At 54.7% G+C, this 26659-nt stretch carries 13 protein-coding genes; 10 read left to right on the forward strand and 3 right to left on the reverse strand.

Annotated elements, in window-relative coordinates; genetic code table 11:
* Position 1: 1 nt before the first annotated feature.
* The 8 genes from LQV63_RS01415 to LQV63_RS01450 all read left to right on the forward strand — a co-directional run bounded on the left by LQV63_RS01415 (position 2) and on the right by LQV63_RS01450 (position 21914).
* Positions 2 to 7786, forward strand: coding sequence for a type I polyketide synthase (locus tag LQV63_RS01415; RefSeq protein ID WP_233695401.1), 7785 nt, complete (start codon positions 2 to 4; stop codon positions 7784 to 7786).
* Complete coding sequence (locus LQV63_RS01420; RefSeq protein ID WP_233695402.1) at positions 7783 to 14256, forward strand: type I polyketide synthase; 6474 nt, start codon at positions 7783 to 7785, stop codon at positions 14254 to 14256. The genes LQV63_RS01415 and LQV63_RS01420 overlap by 4 nt, the downstream gene beginning before the upstream one ends.
* Before the next feature lie 171 nt (positions 14257 to 14427).
* Entirely contained in the window at positions 14428 to 15597 is a 1170-nt protein-coding gene (locus LQV63_RS01425) for a bis-aminopropyl spermidine synthase family protein (RefSeq protein ID WP_233695403.1), read from the forward strand.
* A 25-nt stretch (positions 15598 to 15622) separates the two neighbouring features.
* Positions 15623 to 16081 (forward strand): GNAT family N-acetyltransferase, encoded by a 459-nt coding sequence (locus LQV63_RS01430; RefSeq protein ID WP_019424905.1) that lies wholly within the window; start codon positions 15623 to 15625, stop codon positions 16079 to 16081.
* Positions 16065 to 17099 (forward strand): HAD-IIIC family phosphatase, encoded by a 1035-nt coding sequence (locus LQV63_RS01435; protein ID WP_019424906.1) that lies wholly within the window; start codon positions 16065 to 16067, stop codon positions 17097 to 17099. Before LQV63_RS01430 ends, LQV63_RS01435 begins: the two co-directional genes overlap by 17 nt.
* Positions 17100 to 17102: 3 nt before the next feature.
* Entirely contained in the window at positions 17103 to 17357 is a 255-nt protein-coding gene (locus LQV63_RS01440; protein ID WP_233695404.1) for an acyl carrier protein, read from the forward strand.
* 845 nt (positions 17358 to 18202) lie between these two features.
* Positions 18203 to 20506, forward strand: coding sequence for a LamG domain-containing protein (locus tag LQV63_RS01445; RefSeq protein ID WP_233695405.1), 2304 nt, complete (start codon positions 18203 to 18205; stop codon positions 20504 to 20506).
* Positions 20507 to 20579: 73 nt separating this feature from the next.
* Positions 20580 to 21914, forward strand: a complete 1335-nt coding sequence (locus tag LQV63_RS01450) for an alkaline phosphatase (RefSeq protein ID WP_233695406.1) — start codon at positions 20580 to 20582, stop codon at positions 21912 to 21914.
* Positions 21915 to 22014: 100 nt separating this feature from the next.
* Here the strand turns inward: LQV63_RS01450 and hmpA are convergent, their stop codons facing one another.
* Complete coding sequence (gene hmpA / locus LQV63_RS01455; protein ID WP_233695407.1) at positions 22015 to 23235, reverse strand: NO-inducible flavohemoprotein; 1221 nt, start codon at positions 23233 to 23235, stop codon at positions 22015 to 22017.
* A gap of 714 nt (positions 23236 to 23949) precedes the next feature.
* Between hmpA and LQV63_RS01460 the strand changes: the two genes are divergently transcribed.
* Positions 23950 to 24600: a YitT family protein gene (locus LQV63_RS01460; RefSeq protein WP_233695408.1), complete on the forward strand. Its 651-nt coding sequence runs from the start codon at positions 23950 to 23952 to the stop codon at positions 24598 to 24600.
* Positions 24601 to 24693: 93 nt separating this feature from the next.
* Here LQV63_RS01460 and LQV63_RS01465 read toward each other — a convergent pair whose 3' ends face one another.
* Positions 24694 to 25323 (reverse strand): DUF1796 family putative cysteine peptidase, encoded by a 630-nt coding sequence (locus LQV63_RS01465; RefSeq protein WP_233695409.1) that lies wholly within the window; start codon positions 25321 to 25323, stop codon positions 24694 to 24696.
* Between the two features lie 185 nt (positions 25324 to 25508).
* Here LQV63_RS01465 and LQV63_RS01470 point away from each other — a divergent pair, with 185 nt between their 5' ends.
* The gene (locus tag LQV63_RS01470; RefSeq protein WP_019424915.1) at positions 25509 to 26309 is read left to right on the forward strand and encodes a GAF domain-containing protein; all 801 of its coding nucleotides are present in this window, start codon (positions 25509 to 25511) and stop codon (positions 26307 to 26309) included.
* 98 nt (positions 26310 to 26407) lie between these two features.
* On the opposite strand, the gene LQV63_RS01475 is transcribed toward LQV63_RS01470, so the two are convergent.
* Positions 26408 to 26620: a DUF2905 domain-containing protein gene (locus LQV63_RS01475; RefSeq protein WP_233695410.1), complete on the reverse strand. Its 213-nt coding sequence runs from the start codon at positions 26618 to 26620 to the stop codon at positions 26408 to 26410.
* Positions 26621 to 26659: the final 39 nt, after the last annotated feature.

Below are 26659 nucleotides of genomic sequence, written 5' to 3' on the forward strand. Positions count from 1 at the left end.
GATGAGTGAATCAAACGGGATGTACGAAGGAACCGGCTTAGAAATTGCCGTTATCGGCATGGCAGGACGATTTCCTGGAGCGAAAAACGTGGGGGAGTTCTGGGAAAACTTGCGCGATGGCGTGGAATCGGTCACGTTTTTTACGGATGAAGAACTGAAAGAGGCAGGGATCGACCCCGAAGCGCTTCGGCATCCTCAGTATGTAAAGGCAAAGGCGATGCTGGAGGACGTGGAATCGTTCGATGCGCCGTTTTTTGACTACACGCCGCGGGAGGCGGAGCTTGTCGATCCGCAGTTTCGTCTGTTTCACGAATGTTCGTGGGAGGCGTTGGAGAATGCGGGGTACACTCCTGAATCCGAAGATAAATTAATCGGGGTTTACGCGGGAGCTTCCCCCAACACGTATTGGGTTGCAAGCCAGTTTATGGGCGCTTCCCATGCAAGCGATCATTTTCAAATTTTACAATTGAACAATCCGTCGTTTACGACGAGAATTTCATACAAATTGAATTTAAAAGGTCCGAGTGTGAGCGTGCAAACGGCCTGCTCCACCTCGCTTGTGTCCATCCATCTCGCTTGTCAGGGGCTGCTGGGCGGAGAATGCGATCTTGCTCTGGCTGGTGGCGTCTCGATCAATTTGCCGCGCAAAGCCGGCTACCTGTACCAGGAAGGGATGATTCAATCGCCCGACGGTCATTGCCGGCCTTTTGACGAAGGGGCAAACGGGACCTTGTTCGGCGACGGCATCGGGATCGTCGTTCTCAAGCGGCTGACCGATGCCATTGCGGATGGCGACACCATACACGCGGTCATTAAGGGCTCGGCGATCAACAATGACGGCAGCCGGAAAGTCGGGTATACGGCACCGAGCACGAACGGTCAAATCGAGGTCATCCGCGCCGCCCATCAAATGGCGGAGGTGCACCCGGAGAGCATCGGCTATATCGAAGCGCACGGTACAGGGACGGCACTCGGCGATCCGATCGAAGTGGAGGCGCTGCAGCTTGCTTTTGCCACGGAGAAAACGGGCTTTTGCAAAATCGGATCGCTCAAGTCCAACATTGGCCATCTGGACGCTGCCGCCGGGGTCGCGGGCTTTATAAAAGCCGTGCTGGCACTGCAGCATAAGCAGATCCCGCCAAGCCTTCACTTTCATCGCCCGAATCCAAAAATCGATTTTGCAAGCTCGCCCTTTTCCGTTAATACGGAGCTGACCCGTTGGGAAAGAGAGGGTGGTCCGCTTCGGGCTGGAGTCAGCTCATTCGGCATCGGGGGCACGAACGCCCACGTCGTATTGGAGGAAGCGCCGCCTATGACGGCGGTATCGGCCGGGCGGGACTTGAAGCTGCTTGTACTGTCGGCCGAGACGGAGGACGGATTGGAGCGCGCGACCCGCAATCTCGCCGACTTTCTGCGGACTCGTCCTGAGGTCGATCTGGCCGATGCGGCGTACACGCTGCAGACGGGGCGTAAGCGATTCCGGTTCCGGAGAACGCTTGTCTGCTCCGATGCCCGTGAAGCTCTTGCACGATTGACATCTCCTTCGGACGCTAAAGTGCATACAGGCGAGTCGGAACGCGATCAGGCCCGGGTTATCTTCCTGTTCCCTGGACAAGGTTCGCAATATGTGAACATGGGGCTGGATTTGTACCGGAAGGAGCCGCTGTTCCGCGCAGAATTGGACCGTTGCTGCGATATCATCGTCTCGTTGGGCGGTGTCGACCCTAGAGAGGTGCTGAATCAGGCGAACGGCAGCGCGGCAAGCCCGTCAGTAGCGGAGCGGATCAACCAGACGGAAGCAGCTCAGCCTGCTTTGTTCGCGTTCGAATATGCGCTCGCCAAGCTGCTGATGTCGTGGGGCATTCAGCCGCGCGCGATGATTGGGCACAGCATAGGGGAATATACAGCCGCGTGCTTATCAGGCGTGCTCTCGTTGGCGGATGCGCTGGAGCTGGTCACCCTGCGCGGCAAGCTCATGCAGGAACTGCCGACCGGAGAGATGCTGAGCGTCTCGCTGTCCGAAGCAAGCCTGAGCGCGCTGCTTCCCGCGGAATTATCGCTGGCGGCGGTCAACGGACCGGAACTGTGCGTCGTATCGGGGCCGCATGCAGCGATCGCCTCCTTCGAAGCGAAGCTGACAGAGCGGCAGGTGGCGCACCGGAAGCTGCATACGTCGCATGCGTTCCACTCGGCGATGATGGAGCCGATATTGGCAATCTATGCGGACAAAGTCAAGCGGGTTGCGCTGTCCGCCCCATCCATCCCGTACGTATCCAATGTGACGGGAACGTGGATGACGGCGGAGGATGCCGCCGATCCCGCTTACTGGACGCGGCATTTACGGGATACGGTGCGATTTGCCGCCGGAGCGGCGGAGCTGCTCAAGGAGAAGCAGGCGGTCTTTATTGAAGTAGGGCCCGGCAATGTGTTGAGCAGCTTTATCCGCAAGCAGCAGGCTATTACGCGAGAGCATGAGGTACATCATCTCGTCCGTCATCCGCAGGAGCAAGCCGCGGATGACGCTTATCTGCTGGAGAAGCTCGGAAAAATGTGGATAGCTGGCGTGCGGATCGATTGGGCGGGCTACTATACGGAAGAATGCCGTCGCCGGATTGCGTTGCCGACATATCCGTTCGAACGCCGGCGATATTCCGTGGACGGCACGCCGCTGACATTGGGCGGCATGCGCCGGGAATCAGCTCTGCGGGAAGGCTCCCGCACGGAAGCGGGGGCGGCGGAGAACGATGGCGGCCAGCGGGACATGGGAACTGTCCGCATGGTGCCGGCGTCCGCTATCGAGCATACGATTGCGGACATTGTGCAGAGCCATTTTGGGTTTACGCAGCTCGGCATGAACGACAACTTTTTTGAAATCGGGGCTGGTTCGCTCGATATTTCCCAATTGGCGGATAAGATGGCAGAGGAGCTGCGCAAGGACATTCCCGTGGTCACCCTGTATTCCTATCCGACTGTGCGTGCGCTAGCGGCGTTTCTGCGGGAAGAAGGGGCAGGAACGGCGACGGAGGCGACAGAGGAAAAGGACGAAGCGCGTCTGCGTGCCATTGAAGAGGGATTGGCACGGGCCGAGCAGATGAGAACGAGGGCTGGTCAGGAACGGGAGCAACGGGAACGTGTATCTGACGAGGAGAACGGACTGGAGATTGCCGTCGTCGGCATGGCCGCCAGATTCCCTGGTGCGGACAGCCTCGAGCAGTTCTGGCACAATTTGCGGGATGGCGTCGAGTCGATATCGTTCTTCTCAGACGAGGAACTGCTGCAGGAAGGCGTTGATCCTCAGCTCGTCTCCCATCCTTCTTATGTCAAAGCAAAAGGTGTTCTGAACGGGTTCGACCAGTTCGATGCCGCATTTTTCGGCTATTCGCCGCGGGAAGCGCAGCTTATGGACCCGCAGTTGCGGCTGTTTCACGAATGCGCGTGGGAAGCGCTCGAATCTGCCGGGTACAATCCGGACGCCTATCCGGGGCTGATCGGGGTATATGCGGGCGCGACTCCCAATCTGGAGTGGGTCTCCCGCTTTGCCGCCGAATTGGGCGGGACGGAACGATTCAGCGCCATGCTGCTTAACGACCGTGAATTTTTCAGCACGCAGCTGTCGTATAAGCTCAATCTACGCGGTCCGAGCATTTCCATGCAGACGGCTTGCTCTACTTCTTTGGTCAACATCGTATTGGCTTCGCAGGGGCTGCTGGCGGGCGCATGCGATATTGCATTGGCAGGCGGCGCCACCGTCAGCGTTCCCCACAAGAGCGGCTACCTGTACGAAGACGGCATGATTCAGTCGCCGGACGGACACTGCCGCGCCTTCGATGAACAGGCGGCAGGGACTGTGTTCGGCGACGGCGTCGGCGTCGTCATCTTGAAGCGGCTGCGCGACGCCATCGCGGATGGAGACGTGGTACACGCCGTCATCAAGGGCTTCGGGCTGAACAATGACGGAATGCGCAAGGTGGGCTTCACCGCTCCGAGCACGAAGGGACAGGCCGAAGTCATCCGTGCGGCCCATCTGATGGCAGGAGTGGAGCCGGAGAGCATTACTTATGTTGAAGCACACGGAACGGGCACCAACATGGGGGACCCGATCGAGATCGAAGCGTTGAAAGAGGCATTCCGCACCGAGGAAAAAGGATTTTGCCGCATCGGATCCGTCAAGTCCAACGTCGGGCATCTCAACAGCGCGGCCGGTGCAGCCGGCTTCATCAAGACGGTGCTCGCGTTGAAAGCGAAGCAAATTCCCCCGAGCCTGCATTTTGAACGGGAAAATCCAAATATCGATTTCGTCAACAGCCCGTTCGTCGTCAACACCGAACTGACACCTTGGGAGAGCGGCCGCTATCCGTTGCGCTCTGGGGTTAGCTCATTCGGCATCGGGGGCACCAATGCGCACGTCATTCTGGAGGAGGCCCCTATCGCGGAAGCCTCTGGCGAGGGCCGAGGTGACAAATTGCTGCTGCTGTCCGCTAGAACGGACACAGCCTTGGCTCAGGCAAAAGAGCGCTTGGCCGCGTTTTTGTCGAAGCATCCGGAGGTCAATCTGGCAGATGTTGCGTACACGCTGCAAGCGGGCAGGAAGGCCTTCGAATGGAGAGCTGCATTCGTATGCAGGGACGCGCAGGAAGCCGCCGCCATTCTGACATCGTCCGAGCCGGACAAGATAGCCGTGGCCGAGACGGGAACGCAATCCCGTTCCGTCGTGTTCATGTTCCCGGGGCAAGGCTCCCAGTACGTCAACATGGGACGCGAGCTGTATCGCGATGAGCCGGTGTTCCGGGACGAGGTTGACCGCTGCCTCGAACTCGTTCAACCGCATATGACGGTTGACCTGAAGGCGGTGCTGTTCCCGAACGAGCTGGACCAAGCCGTTCAGGAGGAGCTCCTGTTGCGGACGGATATTGCGCAGCCTGTGCTGTTTATGGTCGAATATGCGCTCGCCAAGCTGCTCATGCGCTGGGGCGTCCGCCCGGAAGCGATGATGGGGCACAGCATCGGCGAGTATGTCGCAGCCTGTCTGGCTGGCGTATTTCCGCTGGAAGAGGCGCTGCAGCTCGTCGCGCTTCGCGGGCGGCTCATGCAAGCGCTGCCTGCCGGCTCGATGCTCAGCGTCGCGCTGCCCGAGTCGGAGCTTCGCCCTCTGCTGCCGGATCGGCTTGCGCTGGCGGCCGTCAACAGCTCGGCATTGTGTGTCGTCGCGGGCGAGTCCGAGGAGATTGACGCCTTTGCCCGTCTATTGGACGACAAAGGCTATGCGAGCCGACGGCTGCATACGTCCCATGCGTTCCATTCGCACATGATGGATCCGATATTGGCGGCATTCGCGGACAAAGTGCGCTCGATTCGGCTGAATGAGCCGGCGATGCCTTTCATTTCCAATGTGACAGGAACGTGGATTACGCCGGAAGAGGCAACGGATGCGGAATACTGGGTCAGACATTTACGGTCGACCGTGCGCTTTGCGGACGGGCTTGACGAGCTGTTGAGCAATCCGCGCGCCGTGTTCATCGAGGCCGGGCCAGGCAATGCGCTTAGCACGTTCGTGCGCAAGCATCTCGCCGCCTCGCGAGAGCGGGCAGTCGTTAATTTGCTTCGGCATCCCCAGGAAGCAGTGCCGGATTCGGCCCATCTGCTGCACACAATCGGGCGCCTCTGGCTGGCTGGCGTCGACATGGACTGGCAGGGCTTCTATGCGCACGAGCGGCGCAGACGCATCGAGCTGCCCACTTATCCGATGGAGCGGCAGCGATATTGGTTAGACGAACAACAACAGCCGCTGGCGGCGGGACGTCCATCTGCGCCGCGTTCCGGCAAAAACCCGAACATGGCGGATTGGTTCTATTATCCTTCGTGGGAACGCTCGCTGCTGCAGGAGCGCCCGGACGATCGGCAGCCGAACGGGCATAGCTGGCTACTATTCGCGGATGGCTGCGGTGTGGCGGACGAGCTGGCCGAACGTGTGCGCCTTGACGGGGATCGTGTCGCAACCGTGAAGGCGGGCGCCGCATTCGCCGCGCACGACGATGGAACGTTTACGCTTTCCCCCGGCTCGGCGAAGCATTACGCGCTGCTGCTGGAGGAGCTGCGGAAGCGGGACTTCACACCGGATCGCGTCGCCCATCTGTGGAGTGTCTCCACTCCTGATGAGGAAGTCGGACCGGCCGGGATGTCATCCGGATCGGAAACGGCTGAACAGCGCCAGCAAGCACTGGGGTATTACAGTTTGATATATCTGGCTCAAGCGCTGCGCAAGCAGAAGGAGGCCGCCGATGTCCGCATCGCCGTCGTGTCGACGGATATGCAGGAGGTAACAGGGCTGGAGCGGCTGTCTCCAGGCAAAATGACGCTGCTCGGTCCGTGCATGGTCATCCAACAGGAGTACAGCGGAATTACGTGCGTGAGCATCGACATCGATGTGCCGGAAGGAGCAAGCCATCAGCGGCGCATTGCCACTCAAATCATGGCAGAATTGTCGGTTCCGGCCTCGGATCGTCTCATCGCCTACCGCGGCCATTACCGCTGGGTGCAGAACTACAAGCCTATCGCCCTGCGCCAGGCAGAAACTCCGGCCGCACCATTCCGGGAGAAGGGTGTATACCTAATCACCGGAGGTCTCGGCGGAATCGGGATGCTGACGGCCGAATATTTGTCGCGGCATTTCCGGGCGCGGCTCATCCTCACCGGCCGTTCCGGCTTTCCGGCCCGGGACGAGTATGAGCATTGGATTGCCGAACACGGCGAGGAACATCCGGTCGTACGCAAAATCAGGCGCGTGCAGCAGCTGGAAGGGCTAGGCGCCGAGGTGACATACATGCAGGCCGATCTGTCCGACGAAGAACAGATGGGCCGCGTCTTCAAGTTCATTGACACCGCATACGGTTGTTTGCACGGGGTCGTGCAAGCGGCGGGGCTTCCTGGTGGCGACTCCTTCCGCGCGATAGAAAATATCGGCGGGGAGCAAGCTGACGAGCAGTTCCGGGCCAAAGTCCAAGGCTTGCAGACATTGGCAAGGCTGCTTGCCGACAGAGAGGCGGATGTGTGCATCCTGTTCTCATCCATCGCCAGTGTGCTGGGGGGACTCGGCTTCAGCGCCTATTCGGCTGCGAACCTATTCATGGATGCTTTTGCACGCAGACAGAATCGGGAAGGCGGGACGAAGTGGCTGTGCGTCAATTGGGATGCATGGGAGTTCTGGGAGGAGCACGAGTCAACGATCGGGGAATCGCTCGTCGAACTGGCAATATTGCCTGCCGAAGCGCCGGAGCTGTTTCAATACGTCTTCAACCCGTGCGACAGCAACCAGATCATCGTGTCCACGGGAGGCCTCCAGACGCGGATAGATCAATGGATTAGGCACGCAGGCAAGAAGAAGGAAGAGCCGGTTGGGGACGGCAGCTCATTCGTCAGGCCGAACCTGACCAACCCTTATGTCGCGCCGCGCAACCAAGTGGAGAAGGCAATTTCCGACGTTTGGAAACAATTTTTCCGCATCGATCAAGTGGGCATTCACGATAATTTCTTTGACTTGGGGGCGAGTTCGCTTGACATGATTCAAGTGACTGGCAAATTGAACGAAGCGTTGGACGAAAGCATCGCTGTCGTCGATATGTTCACCTATCCCACCATTCATGCGCTCGCTCAGCGTCTTAACCGGAATGGGCAGGACGAGGCAGAGGAAGCAGAAATGGAGCATCAGCTGATCGACTCCGTGGCGAAAGGCAAGAAGCGGCAGCAGCAGCAAAAAGAAAAAAGACGCAAAGGAGAGGTCTTGCAATGAGCGTATCGAACGGAAGGGAATATACCGGATCGGAAATCGCCGTCATCGGCATGTCGGGAAGGTTCCCGGGCGCCAAAAACTTGCGGGAATATTGGGATAACCTCCGCACCGGCAAGGAGAGCATTTCCTTTTTCAGCGATGAGGAGCTGTTGGAAGCAGGCATCGATGCAGAAGTGTTGCGTCATCCGAACTATGTGAAAGCAAAAGGGATGCTGGATGACATCGAATACTTCGATCCCGAGTTTTTTGACTATACCCCGCGCGAAGCGGAGGTCATGGATCCGCAATTTCGCCTTCTTCACGAATGCTCCTGGGAAGCGCTCGAACAAGCGGGGTACGACCCAAAGGCGTATAAAGGAGCCATCGGGCTATACACCGGCGCAGCCTTCAATTCCCACTGGTTCATGAGGGCGTTCAAGGGATTGGGGACGGCGGAGGAGTCCGCCACGCTGGAGACGGCCATGCTGAACCTGCGCGATTATATGGCAACGCTCGTGTCGTACAAACTGAACTTGAAGGGACCGAGCTTTACGGTTCAAACGGCTTGTTCAACGTCGCTCGTCGCCGTGCACCTGGCTTGCCAAGGATTGCTGAGCGGGGAGTGCAGCATGGCGCTTGCCGGAGGCGTGTCGATCCAACTGCCGAAGAAAACGGGCTATTTTTATCAAGAGGGCATGATTAACTCGCCTGACGGACATTGCCGCGCCTTCGACGAACAGGCGGCCGGCACCGTCTTCGGAGACGGGGCGGGCATCGTCGTCTTGAAACCGCTCGAGGATGCGCTCGCGGATGGAGACCACATATACGCCGTCATCAAAGGCTCGGCGATTAATAATGACGGCAACCGGAAAGTAGGCTATACCGCACCGAGCACGTCGGGACAAGTTTCCGTCATCCGTGCCGCCCATCACGTATCGGAAGTGGAGCCGGAAAGCATCAGCTACATCGAAGCGCACGGCACGGGGACGACGCTGGGTGATCCAATCGAGATTGAAGCGTTGAAAACCGCATTTCAAACGGAGAAGAAGCGGTATTGCGGCATCGGAACGGCAAAATCCAACATCGGGCATTTGAATAACGCCGCCGGGGTAGCCGGATTCATCAAGACCGTGCTGGCGCTTGCCCATAAACAATTGCCGCCGACGCTTCATTTCGAACGTCCGAATCCGAAGATCGATTTCGAGAACAGCCCGTTCTATGTCAACGACCAATTGAGCGACTGGAAAAACGACCATTACCCGCTGCGGGCTGGCGTAAGCTCATTCGGCATCGGCGGCACGAATGCACACGTCGTCTTGGAGGAGGCGCCGCCAGCCGCCGCTTCCTCCCCGGGCAGAACGGCGCAGTTGATCGCTATGTCCGCCAAGACGGAAGCTTCGCTCCACCGATTGACCGAGCGGATGGCCCGGCATTTGCAGGAGCATCCGGACGTGTCCTTGGCCGATATGGCGTATACGCTGCAAGTGGGGCGCGCGTCGTTCCTGCATCGCCGCACGCTTGTCTGCAGCAGCGCAGAGGAAGCTGCCGGACAGCTGGCGCAGCCCGATTCAACCGATGTCCAGAGCGGGATTGCCGTTGCCGATGACAAGCCGGTTGTATTCATGTTCTCCGGCCAAGGCTCGCAATACGTCGGGATGGGAAGGGAGCTATATGAGCGGGAACCGGTCTTTCGCGACGAAGCGAACCGCTGCTTCGAACAGATGCCGGGCGAGATCGGTCAGGAGGTGAAGCGGGTTCTATATCCGTCTGCCGAAGAGCCGGAAGCTGCCGGCGCTCTCATCAACCGGACGGACATCGCGCAGCCGATCATATTTACGGTCGAGTACGCGCTTGCCAAGCTGATGATGAAGTGGGGACTGAACCCGCAGGCAATGATCGGGCATAGCATTGGCGAATATGTCGCCGCGTGTATCGCCGGCGTCTTCTCGTTGGAAGATGCCATCCGGCTGGTCACGCTCCGCGGCCAATTGATGCAGAGCCTGCCGGGCGGCGACATGCTGAGTGTCCCGCTAACTGAGGAGGAGCTGCTGCCGCTGCTGTCCGGCGACCTGTCGCTGGCCGCGGCAAACGCTCCTGCCATGGCCGTCGTGTCGGGTCCACATGATGCGGTTGAGGCACTGGCTGCCTCGCTGGAGGAGAGAGGACTCAACTGCCGGCGTCTTCATACATCCCACGCGTTCCATTCTGCGATGATGGAGCCGATGCTGGAGGAATATGAGCGTGAGGTGGGCAAGCTTGTGCTGAATCCGCCGCACACACCGATTATTTCAAATGTTACGGGGACGTGGATCCGGGACGAGGAAGCGGTAAGCCCGGCTTACTGGGTGCGGCATCTGCGCAGTACGGTACGGTTCGCGGACGGATTAACGACGCTGTTCGCCGAGTTGGATGCTGCGTTTGTCGAGATTGGCGGAGGCAATGCGCTGACCACATTTGCAAGATGTCATACGGAGGCAAAGGGGGATCGCGTCTTCGTGAACCTAATGCGGCATCCGCAGCAGAGCATGTCGGACGTGACGCATCTGCTCCAGCAAGTCGGACGGTTGTGGAATGCCGGCGTGAAATTCGACTGGACCCGCTTCTACGGGGAGGAGAAAAGGAATCGCATTCCTTTGCCAACGTATTCGTTTGATCGCAGACGCTTCTGGATCGATGAAGAGGGAATCCGCATCGTTCACTCAGCTTCACCGACGGAGAGCGCCGGGCAATCCGACAGCACGGAGCGGCATGCGCGACGGGAGATGTCGAGCGGGTTTACCGCTCCGCGGAATCCGCTGGAAGAGACGTTGGCAGCCATATGGCGGAATCTGTTCGGCATCGAGGAAATCGGGATTCACGATGATTTCTTTGAATTGGGCGGCCATTCCTTGAAGGCGACCAGCCTCATCACCAAGATACATAAGGAGCTCGATGTGGAGCTGGTATTGTCGGATATTTTCAGCATGCCGACGATTAGCGCGCTTGCTCAGCATATTGGACAAATGGAGAAAAACGAATATTTGGCAATCGCGGCGGCGGAACGGAAACCGAACTACCAGCTCTCATCGGCTCAGAAGCGAACATTCCTTATCCATCAGCAAATCGGCCAGGTGACCACCTACAACATGCCGATGGCCTTGTTGGTGCACGGAAAAGCTGACGCGGATCGGTTTGAGGACACTTTTATTAAATTGATTCACCGTCATGAAAATATGCGCACTTCGTTCCACATGGTGGACGGAGAGCCGGTGCAGCAGATCCACGAAAGCTTCAAGTTTGCCGTCGAGCGCCTCGAAGCAGACGAGGAGGACATGAAGAAGATAGTGAGACGGTTCATTAAGCCTTTCGATTTGGGCCAAGCCCCGCTTATCCGCGCCGCCTTCGTCAAGCTCGCGCCAGAAAAGCATGTGCTGCTCATGGATATGCATAATATCGTGTCGGACGGCGCGTCGATGAACGTGTTCATCAAGGAGTTCAGCGACCTGTATGCAGGCAAAGATCTGCCGTCATTGCGGATTCAGTATAAAGATTATGCGGAATGGCAGCACCGTCTGCTGGGCGGGGATGTTATTCGGAAGCAAGAGGAATATTGGATGAGCCAGTTCCGGCAAAACATTCCGGTGCTGAATATGCCAACCGACTTCGAGCGGCCCGAATTCCAATCGTTCGTCGGCAGAGCGCACAAGCTCAACCTGTCCAAGGAAACGGCAGATCGGATGAACGCCTTGGCCAAATCGCAAAATGTCACGATTAACGTGCTGCTGTTTCACCTGTACACGATCGTGCTGCACAAATATACCGGCCAACACGATGTGACGGTCGGGTCGCTGGTCGCAGGCAGGCGTCATGCCGACGTGGAACATCTGATCGGCATGTTCACCAACTTCCTGCCGATCCGGGTCAGCTTCGAGGAGCGTCGCACCATTCTCGATCAGCTGCGCACTCTGAACGACACGATGATGAACGCCTATGAAAATCAAGATTTCCCGTTTGACCGGATGGTGGAGAAGCTGTCCGCGAAATTGCCGCGCGGCCGCAATCCGCTGTTTGACACGATGATGATTTTCCACAACGAGTTTGACGGAGATACGGTGCTGAACGCCGAAGGGCTCACCTTTGAGAACTATGACATTACGAAAGGGATCTCCAAGCTCGACTTCAAGCTCGATATAGGCTATGCGGATAACGGCGGGCTGCTCTGCGTAATGCAATATAACACCGCCTTGTTCGTCGAAGAGACGATGGCGGGGCTGATGCGGCATTTTACCGAGCTGATTGACTTGGTGCTGGCCAACCCAGAGCAGGAGCTGGGGGAATTGAACTTGTTCACCGAAGCAGAACAGCGCGAATTGGCCGCGAAGAGACGCAATCTCGCACCGGAACGTACCTTTACCGTGACGGCCGCCTCTACCTTTACGGCGGAGCCGATTCGCCCCTATGTCAACTGGTGGGGGGAGCAATTCGGAACGCGCATCGACATCCGTTTTGCGCCGTATCACCAAGTGTTTCAGGAGCTCTTGAACCCGGGCAGCTCTCTCTCGTCCGATGGCGACGCCGGACTGTTGCTCGTCCGCTTCGAGGATTGGCTGCGGGATGACCGTTCGCCGGAGCCCGAACAGATTAAGAAGCTGGAACGCGCGCTCGCCGACCTAGTGGAGGCGATCTCCGCAGGGTGGAGCACAAGGCCGCTGTTCGCGGGAGTATTTCCCGTGTCGGTATCACTTACGGCCTCTCCGGTAATGGCGAGTTATTTGGAGGAGCTGACGAACCGATGGAAGCGCGAGTTGGAACGGCTGGAGCATGTCCATGTCATCGACTTCAGAGAGGTTGGCGGGATGTTTGGTATCGAGCAAACGTATGATGCCGCCGCCGATCGAGCTGCGCATATGCCGTTCACGCCAGAATATTACGCAGCAATCGGGACATTCACGGCACGCAACCTGTTGGCTTGGCAAGGACATCCATTCAAGGTCATTGCGGTGGATTGCGACAATACGCTGTGGCATGGAGTGTGCGCTGAAGATGGAGCGGAAGGGTTAACGGTCGGGGAGCCTTATCGTGAGCTGCAGCGGTATCTGCTGACTAAGCAGCAGGAAGGCATGCTGCTTGTGCTCGTCAGCAAGAACAATGAAACGGATGTGTGGGACGTATTCGATAAACATCCTGACATGCTGCTGAAAAAGGAACATCTCGCCGGCTGGCGCATTAATTGGAATGCAAAATCCGAAAATCTGAAGGAACTGGCGGAGGAACTCCGGTTAGGATTGGACAGCTTTATTCTAATCGACGACAGTTCGCTAGAATGTTCCGAGGTTCAGTCGAAATGTCTAGACGTGCTCACGCTGCAGCTCCCCGACGAACGGCAAATGCCGGCATTCCTGCAGCATGTCTGGGCGTTGGACCGCATCCGGGTGACGGAAGACGATAAGCAGAGAACCGAGATGTACGCGACGGAACGCAAGCGCGGCGAAGTTCGCGCATCGGCCGCATCGCTGCAGGCGTTCCTCGATGAATTGGATCTGATGATGAGCATGAGCGAGGCGAGTGCCGAGCAACTGCCGCGCATTGCCCAGCTTATGCAGCGAACCAACCAATTTGTGCTGAACGCCGACCGCAGCACGGAGAGCGACTTGGCAGTCGTTCTTGATAATCCTGATACGACGTGCTGGGCGATTGAAGCCGCGGATAGATTCGGCCGCTACGGTCTGGTCGGGGCGGTCATTACGAGATGCGAGGACAACAACGTGCATCTGGACGCCTTCCTCCTGAGCTGCCGGATTCTCGGAAGAGGAATAGAAGCTGCCGTGCTGAGTTCCTTGAAGCCATACTGCCGTGAACGGCAGGCCGATTATATCGAAGCTGTCTGCACGCTTACCGGGAAGAACGAACCGATGCTGGCCTTTTTGAAAACAGGAAAGTGGGTCGTGACGGAGGAGACGGATCGGGTCGTGCGTTTCCGGCATGCAGTGGAAGATTTACCCGACACCATCGGCCATATCCAATGTTTCCACAACGCTCCCCTTCCCGGCAACGAAGAGCCGCAGCGCGCTGGGAATGAAGGAAATCGTACGGAAGACCTCGTCTCTGCAGCAGAGCGAAGCTTAGAACGGCCAACCTGGGAGGTAGCTGTTGACGGCCGGGAAAGTCAGCTGCACAGGCATCAACTGATCCCGCTGCAATATTATAGCGCCGCCCGGTTGCTTCAACTTCCGGTGCAGGAAGCGGAGGAGGGGGAGGCGCAAAGAGCCGCATACCGTGCGCCGACCAATGAGGTGGAAGCGGCAATGGTGCAAATTTGGGAGCGGGTGCTAGGAATCGGCAACATCGGAATTGACGATGACTTCTTCCGTTTGGGTGGCAGTTCCCTTCATTCCGTCCGTGTCGAGATTGAAATGGAGAAGCAAGGTCTCTTCACGGATGGGCAGCAATTATTCAAATATCGAACGATACATCAATTGTGTCCGTTCATTCGTGTCTCCGTTATGGATTAATTCGGAGCGCACCATATTCAAGGCATCTGCTGATAAAGGAATCCTTTATGGCAGATGCCTTGCTTTTGCTTGGGAAATATAGGATAATGATTGCGTTTGTTAGTGTTCCAGAATCATACATATGAAGATATTGATGGGTTCCATAAATGATAAAGGAGATAGAAGAAAAATATGAATAACGAAGTAATGAATTCGATTTATTCCCAAGTGTCAATTAAGGATGGAAAAAAAGTAATCGAGAACATTCTTCTGGATATTTACTTTAAACCGGGCATCTCTACGAAGGACATCGCAAGAAAGACGCTGCTGCCGTTGCCGATTGTGGCTGCCATTAAGAAGGAATTTATTAAGGCAGGGGTTATCGAACAGAATCGGGGGGTCAATTGCACCCCAAGAGGGATACGGTTAGTCGAGCATACAATGGGCTATGGACAATTGGATCGCTCCTTGTATCAGCGTTTGAAATATGAACAATGGCAGCCGGACGAGCTGGATAGCATGCTGACGAAGTTGGAAGGCGTTTTTGAGGGGCGGCCTCAGGTGGATGTTACCATCGACCAATCCCGGTGCACCCTGGAGACAAGCATGAAGCGGGCCATTCTCGCGCTCCGGCACGAGGCTCTTATTGGGAGAGATATCGTTTGCCTAGGGGACGATGATCTGGTTAGCGTCTCTTTAGGGTTTCTGTTGAAGCAACTATTTCAGCAAGATGCCCACAAGTCCAACACCCGCATACATCTGTTCGAGATTGATAAACGTATTATCAGTTACGTGAACTACCTTGCGGAAGTTGAAGATCTGCCGATCGTGTGCTACGAAATGGATTTTCGCGAACAGCTCCCAGCAGACTTTTTGCGTCGTTTCGATTGTGTGTTTACCGATCCCCCTTACACGCAGCAAGGGATGTCGTTATTCGTATCGCGAGGAGTCCAATTGCTGAAGCAAGAGATCGGGCTGCCCATCTTCCTCTCGTTCGCTCACAAATCACCGGACTTTGCCTTGGCGATGCAGCGGGAATTTTCGAGAATGGGCTTGCTTGTGACGAGTGTCTTGCCTCGTTTTAATGAATATATCGGAGCGGAAATAATAGGTAACACGAGCCAGATGATTGTGTTACAATCTACGGAAGAGACGAAGGAAAGCATTGCCCGTGATTATCGGGATGCCCTCTATACGGGAGAAGTAAGACGCACGATTCGCTCTTACGAATGCAAACGTTGCAATCACGTGACTGAGGTCGGCTTTCAAATGCAATGGCAAACGATAGAGCAGTTGAAGAAAGAGGGCTGCCCGAGCTGCCGGCATGACACCTTTGAGCTCATTCAAAAAAAGAACGCATAAGAACGCAGAATGGAGTCACACCAAGATGTCGATCAGAGAAATCGAGCCGAATGACATTGCGATTATCGCAAAATTTGAAACAGATATTTCTGTCATATCATTCGGAGAGGATGCCGTTACCGATCCTCAATTTCATGCCAAGAAGCTTGAAAAGGCACTTCGTTATGAGAAAAAAGGGATGCTTGTCCTGGAAGTCGACGGGAACATTGCAGGCTGGATGTGGATTACGCCGAAGGAAAACTTCGTGACGAAAGAAACCTATGCCAATTTCAGAAGCTTCTACATCGAAGCATCCTTCCGCGGCACCGCCTATGTGGATGAACTATTTGAAGCGGGAATGACGTACTGCAAGGGAGAGGGTGCCATGCATATCATCGGAAAGGTGCACGTGAGCAATTTGCCGATGCGGCTGCTTTATAAAAAGTATGGTTTCAAACCAACACACCTAACGATGGAATTATTCGCTAATGATTCAGATGATTAAATGCGTAGTATGGGACTTGGACGATACGTTGTGGGAAGGGACGCTAAGGGAAGACGAAGCGGGCGTCAAGCTGCTGCCAGAGATCGCTGCCGTCATCGACACATTGGATCAGCGTGGGATTCTCCATAGCATTGCCAGCCGCAACAGTTGGGAACAAGTGAAAAACAAACTGGAGCAGCTGGGAATCGCCCATTTCTTCCTGTACCCGCAGTGCCATTTCGATTCAAAAGCAGCGAGCATGGAGCGGATTGCGAAGGAACTGAACATCGGATTGGATACGCTTGCGTTTGTCGACAACGATCCGTTCGAACGATTTGAAGTGAATTATTATGTGCCTCAAGTACATACCTATGCTGCACACCAATATCGGGAGCTGCCTGAGTATCCCGAATTTCAGGTTGTCCAGGCAACCGAGGAAACGGCGAGCCGACGGCAATATATGCAGGCGCGGCAAATGCGGGAGGAAGCCAGAAAAGCGCACAAGGGCAGTCGCGAGCAATTTTTGAAAGAATGCCGTATGAAGCTGCAGATCAGAACGGCGCGGCAAGAAGATTACCTGCGGGTTGTTGAATTGTCCCATCGCACCAATCAGATGAACAGCCTGTTGGAACGGATTGATTTGCCGTTCGTCGAATCGTATTGCAACCAGGACAGCCACTATTTATATGTGGCCAAGCTGGAGGACCGCTTTGGCGCGCATGGGCTGATCGGCACTTGTTTTGCAACGGTCACAGAGGACAGGATCGATATCAAGCTGTTCTGCATTTCTTGCCGGATTGAAGGCCGCGGCATCGCTTCCGCCTTTTTGTATACGGTCCTGGAACGATTGGGGCAACAGGTGCCGCAGGCGGACGCCGTGCGTTGTCTGTTAGTGCGCAAACAACGAAATTTGCCTGCAAGGCTATTGTTGGAGATGCTGGGCTTCAAGAAAACCATTACAGAAGATGAGCAATCCACTTACATGCTGCCGCTGCCGCTCCCGCGCATGGCATTCGATTGGCTCGAGATAGGAGAATAAGCGATGAACCGTGATGCCATTGAACAAGAGATTGTGGACTTGATCAAGGAAATGTTGAATTTGCCGTTCGTCGATGCAGATACCGTCTTAGTCGGTAATACCGGGGTTCTGGACTCGATGACGATAGTGAGACTTCTTGCAGAGATAGAGCATCGGTTTGAATTTACGTTGGACGAGGATGATTTGACGTTGGATTCCATAAGCAATGTCAAGCGTCTGACGGAGTGGGTCATCAAGAGCAGACAGGCGAGTCATTGAGTTGTTGTACAGCCTCATTTGGGAATGCAGTCGTTCCCAGACACCGCGCCCCCGCAGGAATTTTTCCTGAAGGGGCGCGGTGTTTTTTTTGACAGATTTCTTTCCCAGAGCAGTTATGTCTATTCCATCCCTTGCCTTACTCTCCCCTACATTCAGAATGGCAGCTCCACCCTTCCTATCGAACGAGAGGATGTAGTTCGGATTTCCGTGTAATGGTCCTTAGCCCCATTCACCCAAACAGTCAGGAAGGAGGGCGATGGGGATACGGCAAATGCTATTTCGAACGATGGCATAAAGCGGCCGCATACTATCGCAGTGAAATCGAGCTATCTAATGGGTGTGCCGTCTTCTGAAGGAAGGGGAGAATGAAGCGAAGGGGCGGCTCAAGCAAATCACCCTCAGTCTGAGCGCGCCATTGTACGAACGGCACCTATCGTTCATGATGCAGCGTCCCTGCCTTACTATTTGACAATGGTACGTTAGCGATAAAGCATAAAAACCTGCCTAAGAGGTGATCGCTCATCTTTGAAAGGCCTCGAGAGAGGTTTTCTCGCATGCAGAGTATTTCAAAAATTGTTAAAGGGGTGGTTCAAAAAGCCCCTTTTTGAAGAGGCACTTAAAGAAATAGTGAACACAAAAAAATAGCTACTATTGTAAAAGTTGGCATGTTATAATCGGGTTGCAATATATGACATCACGTGAATATTTATACATAAAAATGTTGATTTTTGAGAGAAGAGAGGTGAGTTTGCTTTAGGGGTTGTTCTAATCGTAAAACGCTGCAGCTACGACTGAAACAGATTCATGACGCATAAGAAAATTCTTAAACCAATGGAGGAATTTCAATGAAGCCGAATGAACATGGGACAGCGAGTGAGACAGATACGATGGCGCAAGACGCCGTAACCATTGTCGGATATACGGATCAATTTAGCATACAGCCTGGTCAAGAACTGAATTTTATGATCGACACGGCGAGTTCCGTTTACACAGCTAGCGTTGTGCGGTTATGCGGTGGAATGCCCGATCCGGACAACTCGTCATACTTGCCGACGGAGACCATACCGGCAGATTGCGCTGGCGAATACCCCGGGCGACGGCAGACGACTGCTGCCGGCTCCTATGCCGAGCTGCCGTTGCCGGAAGAGTGGCTGCAAGGCGGCGAATTCTCGGTACAGATGTGGGTCTGTCCGACGATACCTGAATATTGCCGGGCGCAGACCGTCTGGTCGGCACGCTCCGCCGACGGCGCGTCTGGAGCAGATCTGACGCTGGAAGAGGACGGACATGTAACGTTTTCCTTGACCGGCGGCTGCGGGCAATCCGTTAATGTGCGCAGTGACGCGCCGCTGGAAGGAAATGCGTGGTACTTCGTTGCCGTGCAGTATTCCGTGCGAAGCGGGGCAGCGACTCTCTACGTCAGCTACCGTGATGGATGGAAGCCTAATGACGACACGCAAGTATGCACTGCGGCTGCGAAGCTGGACTACACGAACGTCGTCATATCCCGCGTCCTGCTTGCCGCAGATTCGGACCCAGACGCGCTCGCACGCACCTCTCGCCATTACAACGGAAAAATTGGCAACCCGCGGTTTTTCCGAGAGTATTTTAACGAGGAGCAGCTGCATGACTTGTCAGTCGGCGCGGACAAAGGGACTGACGGCTTGCTCCTCGTCGCTGATTACGATTTTGGCGTCGACATTTCATCGTCCCGGCTTGTGGATCTGTCGGCAGGAGGCTACCACGGCACCTTGCGTCAAGGCGGCACACGCGCCGTTACCAGTCACAATTGGAACGGAGAACAGGTGGATTACCGGCTCGCTCCGGAACAATACGCGGCGGTTCATTTCCATGACGACGACATTGAGGATGCCGGTTGGGAGACCGACATTACTTGGCGGCTTCCAGAGGATTTAGCCAGCGGCGTATACGCGCTCAAATTGGAGGCAGAAGGCAATATCGACTACATCCCATTCTTTGTGCGGCCTGTACAAGGCACTGTAACAGCACCCGTCTTGTTTCTTGCACCGACCAACACCTATCTGGCTTACGGCAACGAGCGGCTGTTCAAATTGGCCAAAGATTATTTGCCCGACGATTATGTTCTCCCGGCGCAAGACGTTTATTTAGACGAGCACCCCGAGCTCGGCAATTCCATTTACGATCTCCACAACGACGGCAGCGGCGTTCAGTACTCTTCCCGATTGCGTCCGATCTTAAATCTCCGGCCTCACTATCGCAATTGGCGGGCTGTGCGCCACTTCTCGGCTGATTTGTACATTACCGGCTGGCTGGAGCAGCGGGGACAGAGCCACGACGTAGCCACTGACGATGATTTGCACAATGAGGGCATTGACTTGCTCCGGCCTTATAAGGTATTGATTACCGGCAGTCATCCTGAATATTGGACGCGCCCAATGATGAAGGCGCTGGAGCAGTATTTGGCAGACGGCGGCCGCTTAATGTATCTGGGAGGAAACGGATTCTACTGGGTGACCAGCTTGGATCCGGATCGGCCGCATCTGTTGGAAGTGCGGCGCGGCAACTCCGGTTCCCGCTCCTCGGACTCCCCGCCAGGCGAGCTGTTCCACAGCACGACGGGCGAGCCAGGAGGCATTTGGCGACACTATGGATACGTGCCTCAGCGTCTTGTCGGCGTAGGCGTCACGGCCTTGGGCGGTGGAACGGCCTGCGGCTATCGCCGTCTGGAAGACAGCTTTCATCCGTCAGCCCAATTTATTTTTGACGGGATCGGCGATGACGAGATTATTGGCGACTTTGGATATGCTGCGGGCGGTGCGGCTGGTGATGAGATCGATCGCTATGATCTCAAATTCGGTACGCCTCGACATACGCTGTGGCTTGCCACGTCGACCGGATTTGACAATAATTATCAATTTTTGCATGATGATCAGCTGCATACTGCGCCTGGTCAGGGCGGCTGTGACAACCCGCTGGTACGGGCGGACATGACCTATTTTGATATCCATGGCGGAGGCGCGGTGTTCTCCGTCGGATCGATTAACTGGGCTGGGAGCCTTGCTTGGAACGACTATGACAACAATGTCTCCCGCATCAGTGACAACGTCCTGAAGCGGCTGCTTGCCGAGCAAGACAGTCCAGCTGTCCCTTCGGCCGAGGGTGTGTGAGATGCATCGGCAGTTGTCCGGAGCCTTCACTGCACCGATATCGGAATAAACGCGCTTACGGAGGAAATGAATCATGAGCAGGAAGCTTACCACTGTCGTATTGGGAACAATTCTTGCATGCTTTAGTTTACTGAGCTTTCAGGCCAATCAACCAGTAGAGGCGGCAGCTGCCGCCTCCTCTGGAAAGGCGAAAAACGTTATCTTTATGATTCCCGATGGCTTTTCCACTGCTTTTGCCACCAACTATCGCTTGTTCAAAGGTCAACCGTCGGTGATGGACTCCTTGCTTGTAGGTATGGTAAAGACATACTCCGCCGATTCCGCGTTAACCGATTCCGCCGCTGCGGCGACCGCGATGGCTACGGGGCATAAGACTAACAATGGAATGATTGGGACTACTCCGGACGGGATACGACACAAGACGATTCTCGAAGCGGCGCATGAACAAGGAAAGGCAACCGGGCTGGTAGCGACAGCGAGCATTACCGATGCAACTCCAGCCGCTTTCTCTTCGCATATTTTCTCCCGCGACGAAGAAAGCGATATTGCACTGCAGCAATTGGGAAAAGCAGATGTTCTTTTAGGGGGAGGCAAGGACTTCTTTCTTCCCGAGTCGATGGGAGGCAAGCAAAAGGAACGCAATCTTCTGGAAGAAGCCAAGCGAAGCGGTTATACCATCGTGGAGGACCGCAATCAACTGCAATCCGCAAGCGGTGGCAAAATTCTCGGCCTGTTCGCCGGCAGAGACATGGCGCCTGAGCTCGACCGGAGACATACGAATGAACCAAGCTTGAAAGACATGACCGCCAAAGCCATCGACACGCTCCGCAAAGACAAGGACGGCTTTTTCCTGCTGGTGGAGGGGAGCCAGATCGATTCGGCTGGCCACTATAATGACGCCGCATGGGCTATGAAGGATACGCAAGCGTTTGAAGAAGCGGTCGCGCTGGCGCTCGACTTCGCCAAAAAGGATGGCAATACTCTAATCGTCATCGTCGGCGATCACGACACAGGCGGAATGTCGGTCGGCGGGTATGGTCAAATTGGCGCCAAGCTTGACGTGCTGCATCAGGTCAAAGCATCCGGGATCTTTATGGCGGACAGGCTGAAGTCAGATAGAAGCAATGTTAAAGAAGTACTTAAAACGTATGCGAACATCGATGTGACTGCTGCGGAAGAAGCCAAAATCAAGAGTGCCAAAGATGCGATGCAAGCCATTAATGGCGTCATCAGCGAACGTGCCCTGGTAGGTTGGATTACCTATTTGCACACCGGCGTGGATGTTCAGATGTATGCATTTGGTCCGGGCTCGGATTTGTTCCGGGGATTGCATAACAATACGGAATTGCCGCATCTGGTTGCTCAAGTGTTGAACATCGATTTCGGCAATGATGGTCATAAGAAGTGAAGATGACATGTAAAAAAACCGAGAGAGCTTTGCTGCTCCCTCGGTTTTTTATTTGAGTCGAGCCTCTATATTAATGGAAAGTGAAGTTGCCAAGGTGATGCTAAGCTTCTTCCAAGGCACCTGCCGGCCCAAAAAACTCGTAATGAATGCGGTCCGCTGATACATCTAGTCCTTTCAAGGCCCGGTAGATGGCCTTCATGAACGGGACAGGCCCGCAGAAGTATACATCTGCCTGCTGCCAGACATCGGCCGGCACCGTCGCAGCGAGCCACTCCGCGTCGATAAGCCCTTGGCGGTCGCATGTATCGCCCGCCTCAGAGCGCTCGTAGCAGACGAAGCTGCGGATGCGGCTGTTCGCCTCCGTCACGGCGCGGACTTCTTCGCGCAGCGCGTGCATGCGACGATTGTGCGCTGCATGCACGAAATAGACGTCCCGCTCTGGCTCGTGCTTCGCCAGCGTGTGCAGCATGCTCATCATTGGCGTGAGCCCCACGCCGCCGCTGAGCAGCACGACCGGCGACGATGTTCCTGTCCGCAGCGTGAATTCGCCGGCCGGCGCGGTAGCTTCCAACGTATCGCCTTCCTGCATGGCATTGTGCAGATAGCAGGATACGACGCCGGCCGTGCCACTGTCCAATCCGTCTTCGCGCTTGACGCTAATGCGGTATGTGTCTTGGCCCGATGCATGGGACAAGCTGTAATGACGCAGGTGAAGGTTGTCCTGCCCCGCCGGCTTCACGCGTACTGTCAAGTATTGGCCCGGCAAATAAGCAGACAGTACTCCGCCATCAGCAGGCTTCAAGTAGAAGGAAGTGATGACATCTGATTCCTTCACTTTGCGGTCGACGATGAAGCTGCGGAAGCCTTCCCAGCCGCCTTCTTGGTCCGCTGCCGCTTGATACATCTCCTGCTCGACCGCAATGAACGCGTCCGCAATGACGCCGTATGCTTCCGCCCATGCTTGAATGATGTCGTCGGTAGCGGCATCGCCCAGCACGTCTTTAATAGCCATCAACAGATGCTCGCCGACGATGGGGTAATGCTCCGGCCGGATGTTGAGGGCGCGATGCTTGTGCCCGATTTGCTTCACGACGGGAATAATGGTCTCCAGCCGGTCAATGTTCGCCGCCGCAGCATAGACGGCATTCGCCAGCGCTTGCGATTGGCGGCCTTGACGTTGGTTGGCATGGTTGAATATGTTCAAGAGCTCGGGATGCCGCTCGAACATTAATTCATAGAAGCGCTTCGTAATATCGGGCCCTCGCTCTGCCAAGACGGGCACCGTCGCTTTGACCAATTCAATCGTACGTGGACGTAACATAATACTCATCCTCTCTTTTGTGTCACAGCCGACATCTCTTTATCTTCTATACTTTTGCTTATTCATATTCATAAACGGGAAGTACACCTTCATTGTACGAGTGTGATATACATCACAATGTGATCGCGGTCACAGTGAATATGAGACATATGTGAACGAACGGAGGGACGACTGTGTACGACGGAGGAAAGGCTTCTATTTCTGCTTGCACAATGATTCAAATACAGGCAGATCGGGTACATACACCATGTAGGCATTCCGAATCTGCGATCGGCACATATGACATCAATGAGGGAGTATTTCAACGAAAAGCAAAGAGGGTCATGCAGAAACGTGGTGCAGAATCGATAGGATTCACATTTACGGCGGCAGAACATGAACGGGGGCGAAATATGAAGAATATGCCCGGTTCAGCCGGAATATACATTATGGTATAATACAAACAAGAAGTGCAAACTGCACACAGGAATTCAAAAAATTACAAAAGAAAGGATCAGGATACCAATGTGTCCCCGAAGGATGCTTCCCCAAAGGACAGTCTGGAAACGTTATGATCTTTCTTACATCTAGCTTCCTCTCGCCGATAGTTAACTAGTCACCTGACGGTAAGACTGACCGCGAAGGAAGCGTGAAAAATGATGCTGCGAAGGATGAATTCCTCATCTCGCTTTCTCGCCGTCGGTCGAAGGACTACTTTACGGACGACGAGAGGGAATGAAGATGAGGAGAAACGAACAATTACGTCAAATTAGTTGGATGCTGTTTGGCTCGATACTGTTGGCTTTCAGTTATTATCACATTAATTTTCAAAATCATTTGGCTGAGGGCGGATTTGTCGGTTTGGCGCTGCTTGGAAAGTACGCATTTGATTGGTCTCCGGCGCTGACCGTGCTGCTGCTTGATATTCCGGTTTGTATCGCCGCCTGGTTTTTTAAAGGGCGGACCTTCATTATGAATACGGCGATTGCTACTGGCGTATTCTCGTTGACGTACGAGCTGTGCGAACGCTATTCGCCTTGGGTTATGAATTTTGGCGATAACATGGTGCTGGCAGCGGTTGTGTCCGGTGTGTTAACCGGTCTGGGCGCAGGGATCGTCTTGCGCCACGGAGGCGCAACTGGCGGCGACGATATTTTGGCGCTGTTCTTGAGCCGCGTGACGAGCTTAAGCGTTGGCACGGTGTTTATTCTATTTGATATAGCGGTATTGCTGGTGTCCTTGTTCTACTTGCCGCTTGCTGATATGTTATATACGATTTTGGCGGTCAGCATTGCGGGACAGATCATTACATGGACAGTACATGCTGGAACGACTCGTCGTCGCTCTGTGCCTGTGCGGCCTGCGGTCCGACACCAACATGGATAACTTGAATTCAAGTTCATTAGAAGAACCGTCCGATTACTTCCTGCAGGAAGGGAATCGGGCGGTTCTTTGTAATTTGTCAGTCTATACCTCGCATTACGGGAAGCTGATATGCTGGACTCCCGCGAATATATAATTCCACAGATCAGTGTTCGCTTCTCCATCGAGAGGTGCTTCAATGGCACAGATGTGTTCAAGCGGCCAGTGGCATTCTAAGACGCCGTAGTTAGAAGTATGATTGACGAGGAGAACATGAAATTGATTTTTCACAATAGCGCGCAATTCGTCCTGAAGTTCAAGCGCTTCCTCATAAGTTCCGCCCAAGCGCAGCAATAAAATCCGTTGACTGCATTCCATTTTTTCGAAAAAACGAAGTATGCGCCGGTTTACCTTTTCCTTAAATGAAGGATAGCTCGCCCAATGATCTAACTGGTTGTAAGCAACGGGAAAGTCGTGGGCCGACATAATGTTGTATTCGTTGTCTCGGATTAGGAAATTGAGTCCGCCTGCGTGAGTACCGATGACAGACATATGAGGGAGTTCCATAAATCCGGCGAACCGGTTCCGCAGAAGCTTGCTGACGCCGGGCAGCGACGGAGAAACCATCCAGTCCAATACTCCGCTGTAATGCCTTAATTGATGAATGGCGAGCTTATTGGCGGCGTAACAATTGCTGCCTAGACTGAACACGGCATCGTAGCTGCCTCTAGTTTGTGCTAACTGCATACAATCATCTCCTCTACCAATTGTAGTATAGTATGCAGCGTTAACTAGAAGGGATGGATCAATGACTCCCTGCACGAACGGAATCGGACAATGACAGAAGTTAAAATAAAAAAGAAGCAGAATGAATGTTCGCCATATATCTGTCATAAGCTTGTTCCAAGGACAAGTGAAGGAGGGGGCGCAATATGGAATCTCTGATGAAAGCGATGCTTGATAAGCTGCCGTCGTGGTCGTATCAGCTGTTCGCAGTCGTCATTGCGGCAGGCTTGGTGTTTTATTTTATAAAAACGTTATATATCAATAAAAAGTTCACCGAGGTCGTTCACGAAGTGCTTCACCGCGAGGATCGGCTGCAGAGCTTACAGGTGAGGGTGGATGAACTGCAAACGGTCGGCCTTAAGACCGAGCACGCTTCGCAGCAGACCTTATCGGCGCTTAGGAACATCAAGCCGTTCGTAGAGACGCTAAATGGGCTGCGTGCGTTGGACGATCCGTATACCGTGCTTCATGAATCGGCCTTCTTATTGCAGCGCATGCTCGATATGCTGGCAGTGGACATGAAATGCTCGCCCGGCGGTCATCACCGCTGCGGCATTTGGGTGTATGAGGAGCCTTTTGTGACGCTTCATTTGGCTTCCGCCGGATTTCCGAAGCACTACGTCGATACGCGGCAGCTGCATATCGATCGTTCGGTTGTCGGACGTTCCTTCCGCAAGCAGATGACTGTGCAAAGCGCGGATGTGCTGAAGGATGAAGATTGGGAGCGCAATCCCGAGTCCAAAAGTCCGTACCGCGCCTTAATTTGCATTCCGCTTGGCGCTTTCGGGGCACTGACGATAGACGGATTGGAGGCGTTCAATGAGTCGAGCGCCGTCATCGGCGAGCTGTATGCCGCTGTTTTCACAGGGATTATGACGGAGCGGCAGGCTGCTCTGGGAAGGTTCGGAGAAGACAGAGGGGGGCCAGCATCGGCAGACTTGGCCTAGCGGGCGCTGTGAAGAGGCTGTCTGCAGAGCGCGGAGCCAGCCGGCCCATAAAATAAGATCATTCCAGGGGTATGCCGGAGGAATGACCTTATTTGCTGTTATTTCCGGAACAAAGACAGCAACAAAGATGCGACGAGGCTAACAATGATGCACGTGACGATTGGAAAATAGAAGGTTGAGTTTTCCTTTTTGACAATAATATCGCCAGGCAGCTTCCCGAGAGGAATCCAGCGGCTTACAACTGCCCAGAGCACACCGATAACGATGAGCGCGATGCCTAATCCGATCAATATTTTAGGAATGGATGGCATATGCAACGCACCTCTCTCTGAAACGTATTGGTTTATGCG

The sequence above is a fragment of the Paenibacillus profundus genome (assembly GCF_021369635.1).
GTDB classification, from domain to species: Bacteria; Bacillota; Bacilli; order Paenibacillales; family Paenibacillaceae; genus Paenibacillus_B; species Paenibacillus_B profundus.

What these genes read in the sequence shown, in the direction of transcription:
- LQV63_RS01470 (WP_019424915.1), top strand. Translation starts at nt 25,509, where the DNA reads ATGGAATCTCTGATGAAAGCGATGCTTGATAAGCTGCCGTCGTGGTCG.
- LQV63_RS01445 (WP_233695405.1), top strand. Translation starts at nt 18,203, where the DNA reads ATGAAGCCGAATGAACATGGGACAGCGAGTGAGACAGATACGATGGCG.
- LQV63_RS01430 (WP_019424905.1), top strand. Translation starts at nt 15,623, where the DNA reads ATGTCGATCAGAGAAATCGAGCCGAATGACATTGCGATTATCGCAAAA.
- LQV63_RS01465 (WP_233695409.1), bottom strand. Translation starts at nt 25,323, where the DNA reads ATGCAGTTAGCACAAACTAGAGGCAGCTACGATGCCGTGTTCAGTCTA.
- LQV63_RS01425 (WP_233695403.1), top strand. Translation starts at nt 14,428, where the DNA reads ATGAATAACGAAGTAATGAATTCGATTTATTCCCAAGTGTCAATTAAG.
- LQV63_RS01440 (WP_233695404.1), top strand. Translation starts at nt 17,103, where the DNA reads ATGAACCGTGATGCCATTGAACAAGAGATTGTGGACTTGATCAAGGAA.
- LQV63_RS01420 (WP_233695402.1), top strand. Translation starts at nt 7,783, where the DNA reads ATGAGCGTATCGAACGGAAGGGAATATACCGGATCGGAAATCGCCGTC.
- LQV63_RS01460 (WP_233695408.1), top strand. Translation starts at nt 23,950, where the DNA reads ATGAAGATGAGGAGAAACGAACAATTACGTCAAATTAGTTGGATGCTG.
- LQV63_RS01435 (WP_019424906.1), top strand. Translation starts at nt 16,065, where the DNA reads ATGATTCAGATGATTAAATGCGTAGTATGGGACTTGGACGATACGTTG.
- LQV63_RS01475 (WP_233695410.1), bottom strand. Translation starts at nt 26,620, where the DNA reads ATGCCATCCATTCCTAAAATATTGATCGGATTAGGCATCGCGCTCATC.
- LQV63_RS01450 (WP_233695406.1), top strand. Translation starts at nt 20,580, where the DNA reads ATGAGCAGGAAGCTTACCACTGTCGTATTGGGAACAATTCTTGCATGC.
- hmpA (WP_233695407.1), bottom strand. Translation starts at nt 23,235, where the DNA reads ATGTTACGTCCACGTACGATTGAATTGGTCAAAGCGACGGTGCCCGTC.
- LQV63_RS01415 (WP_233695401.1), top strand. Translation starts at nt 2, where the DNA reads ATGAGTGAATCAAACGGGATGTACGAAGGAACCGGCTTAGAAATTGCC.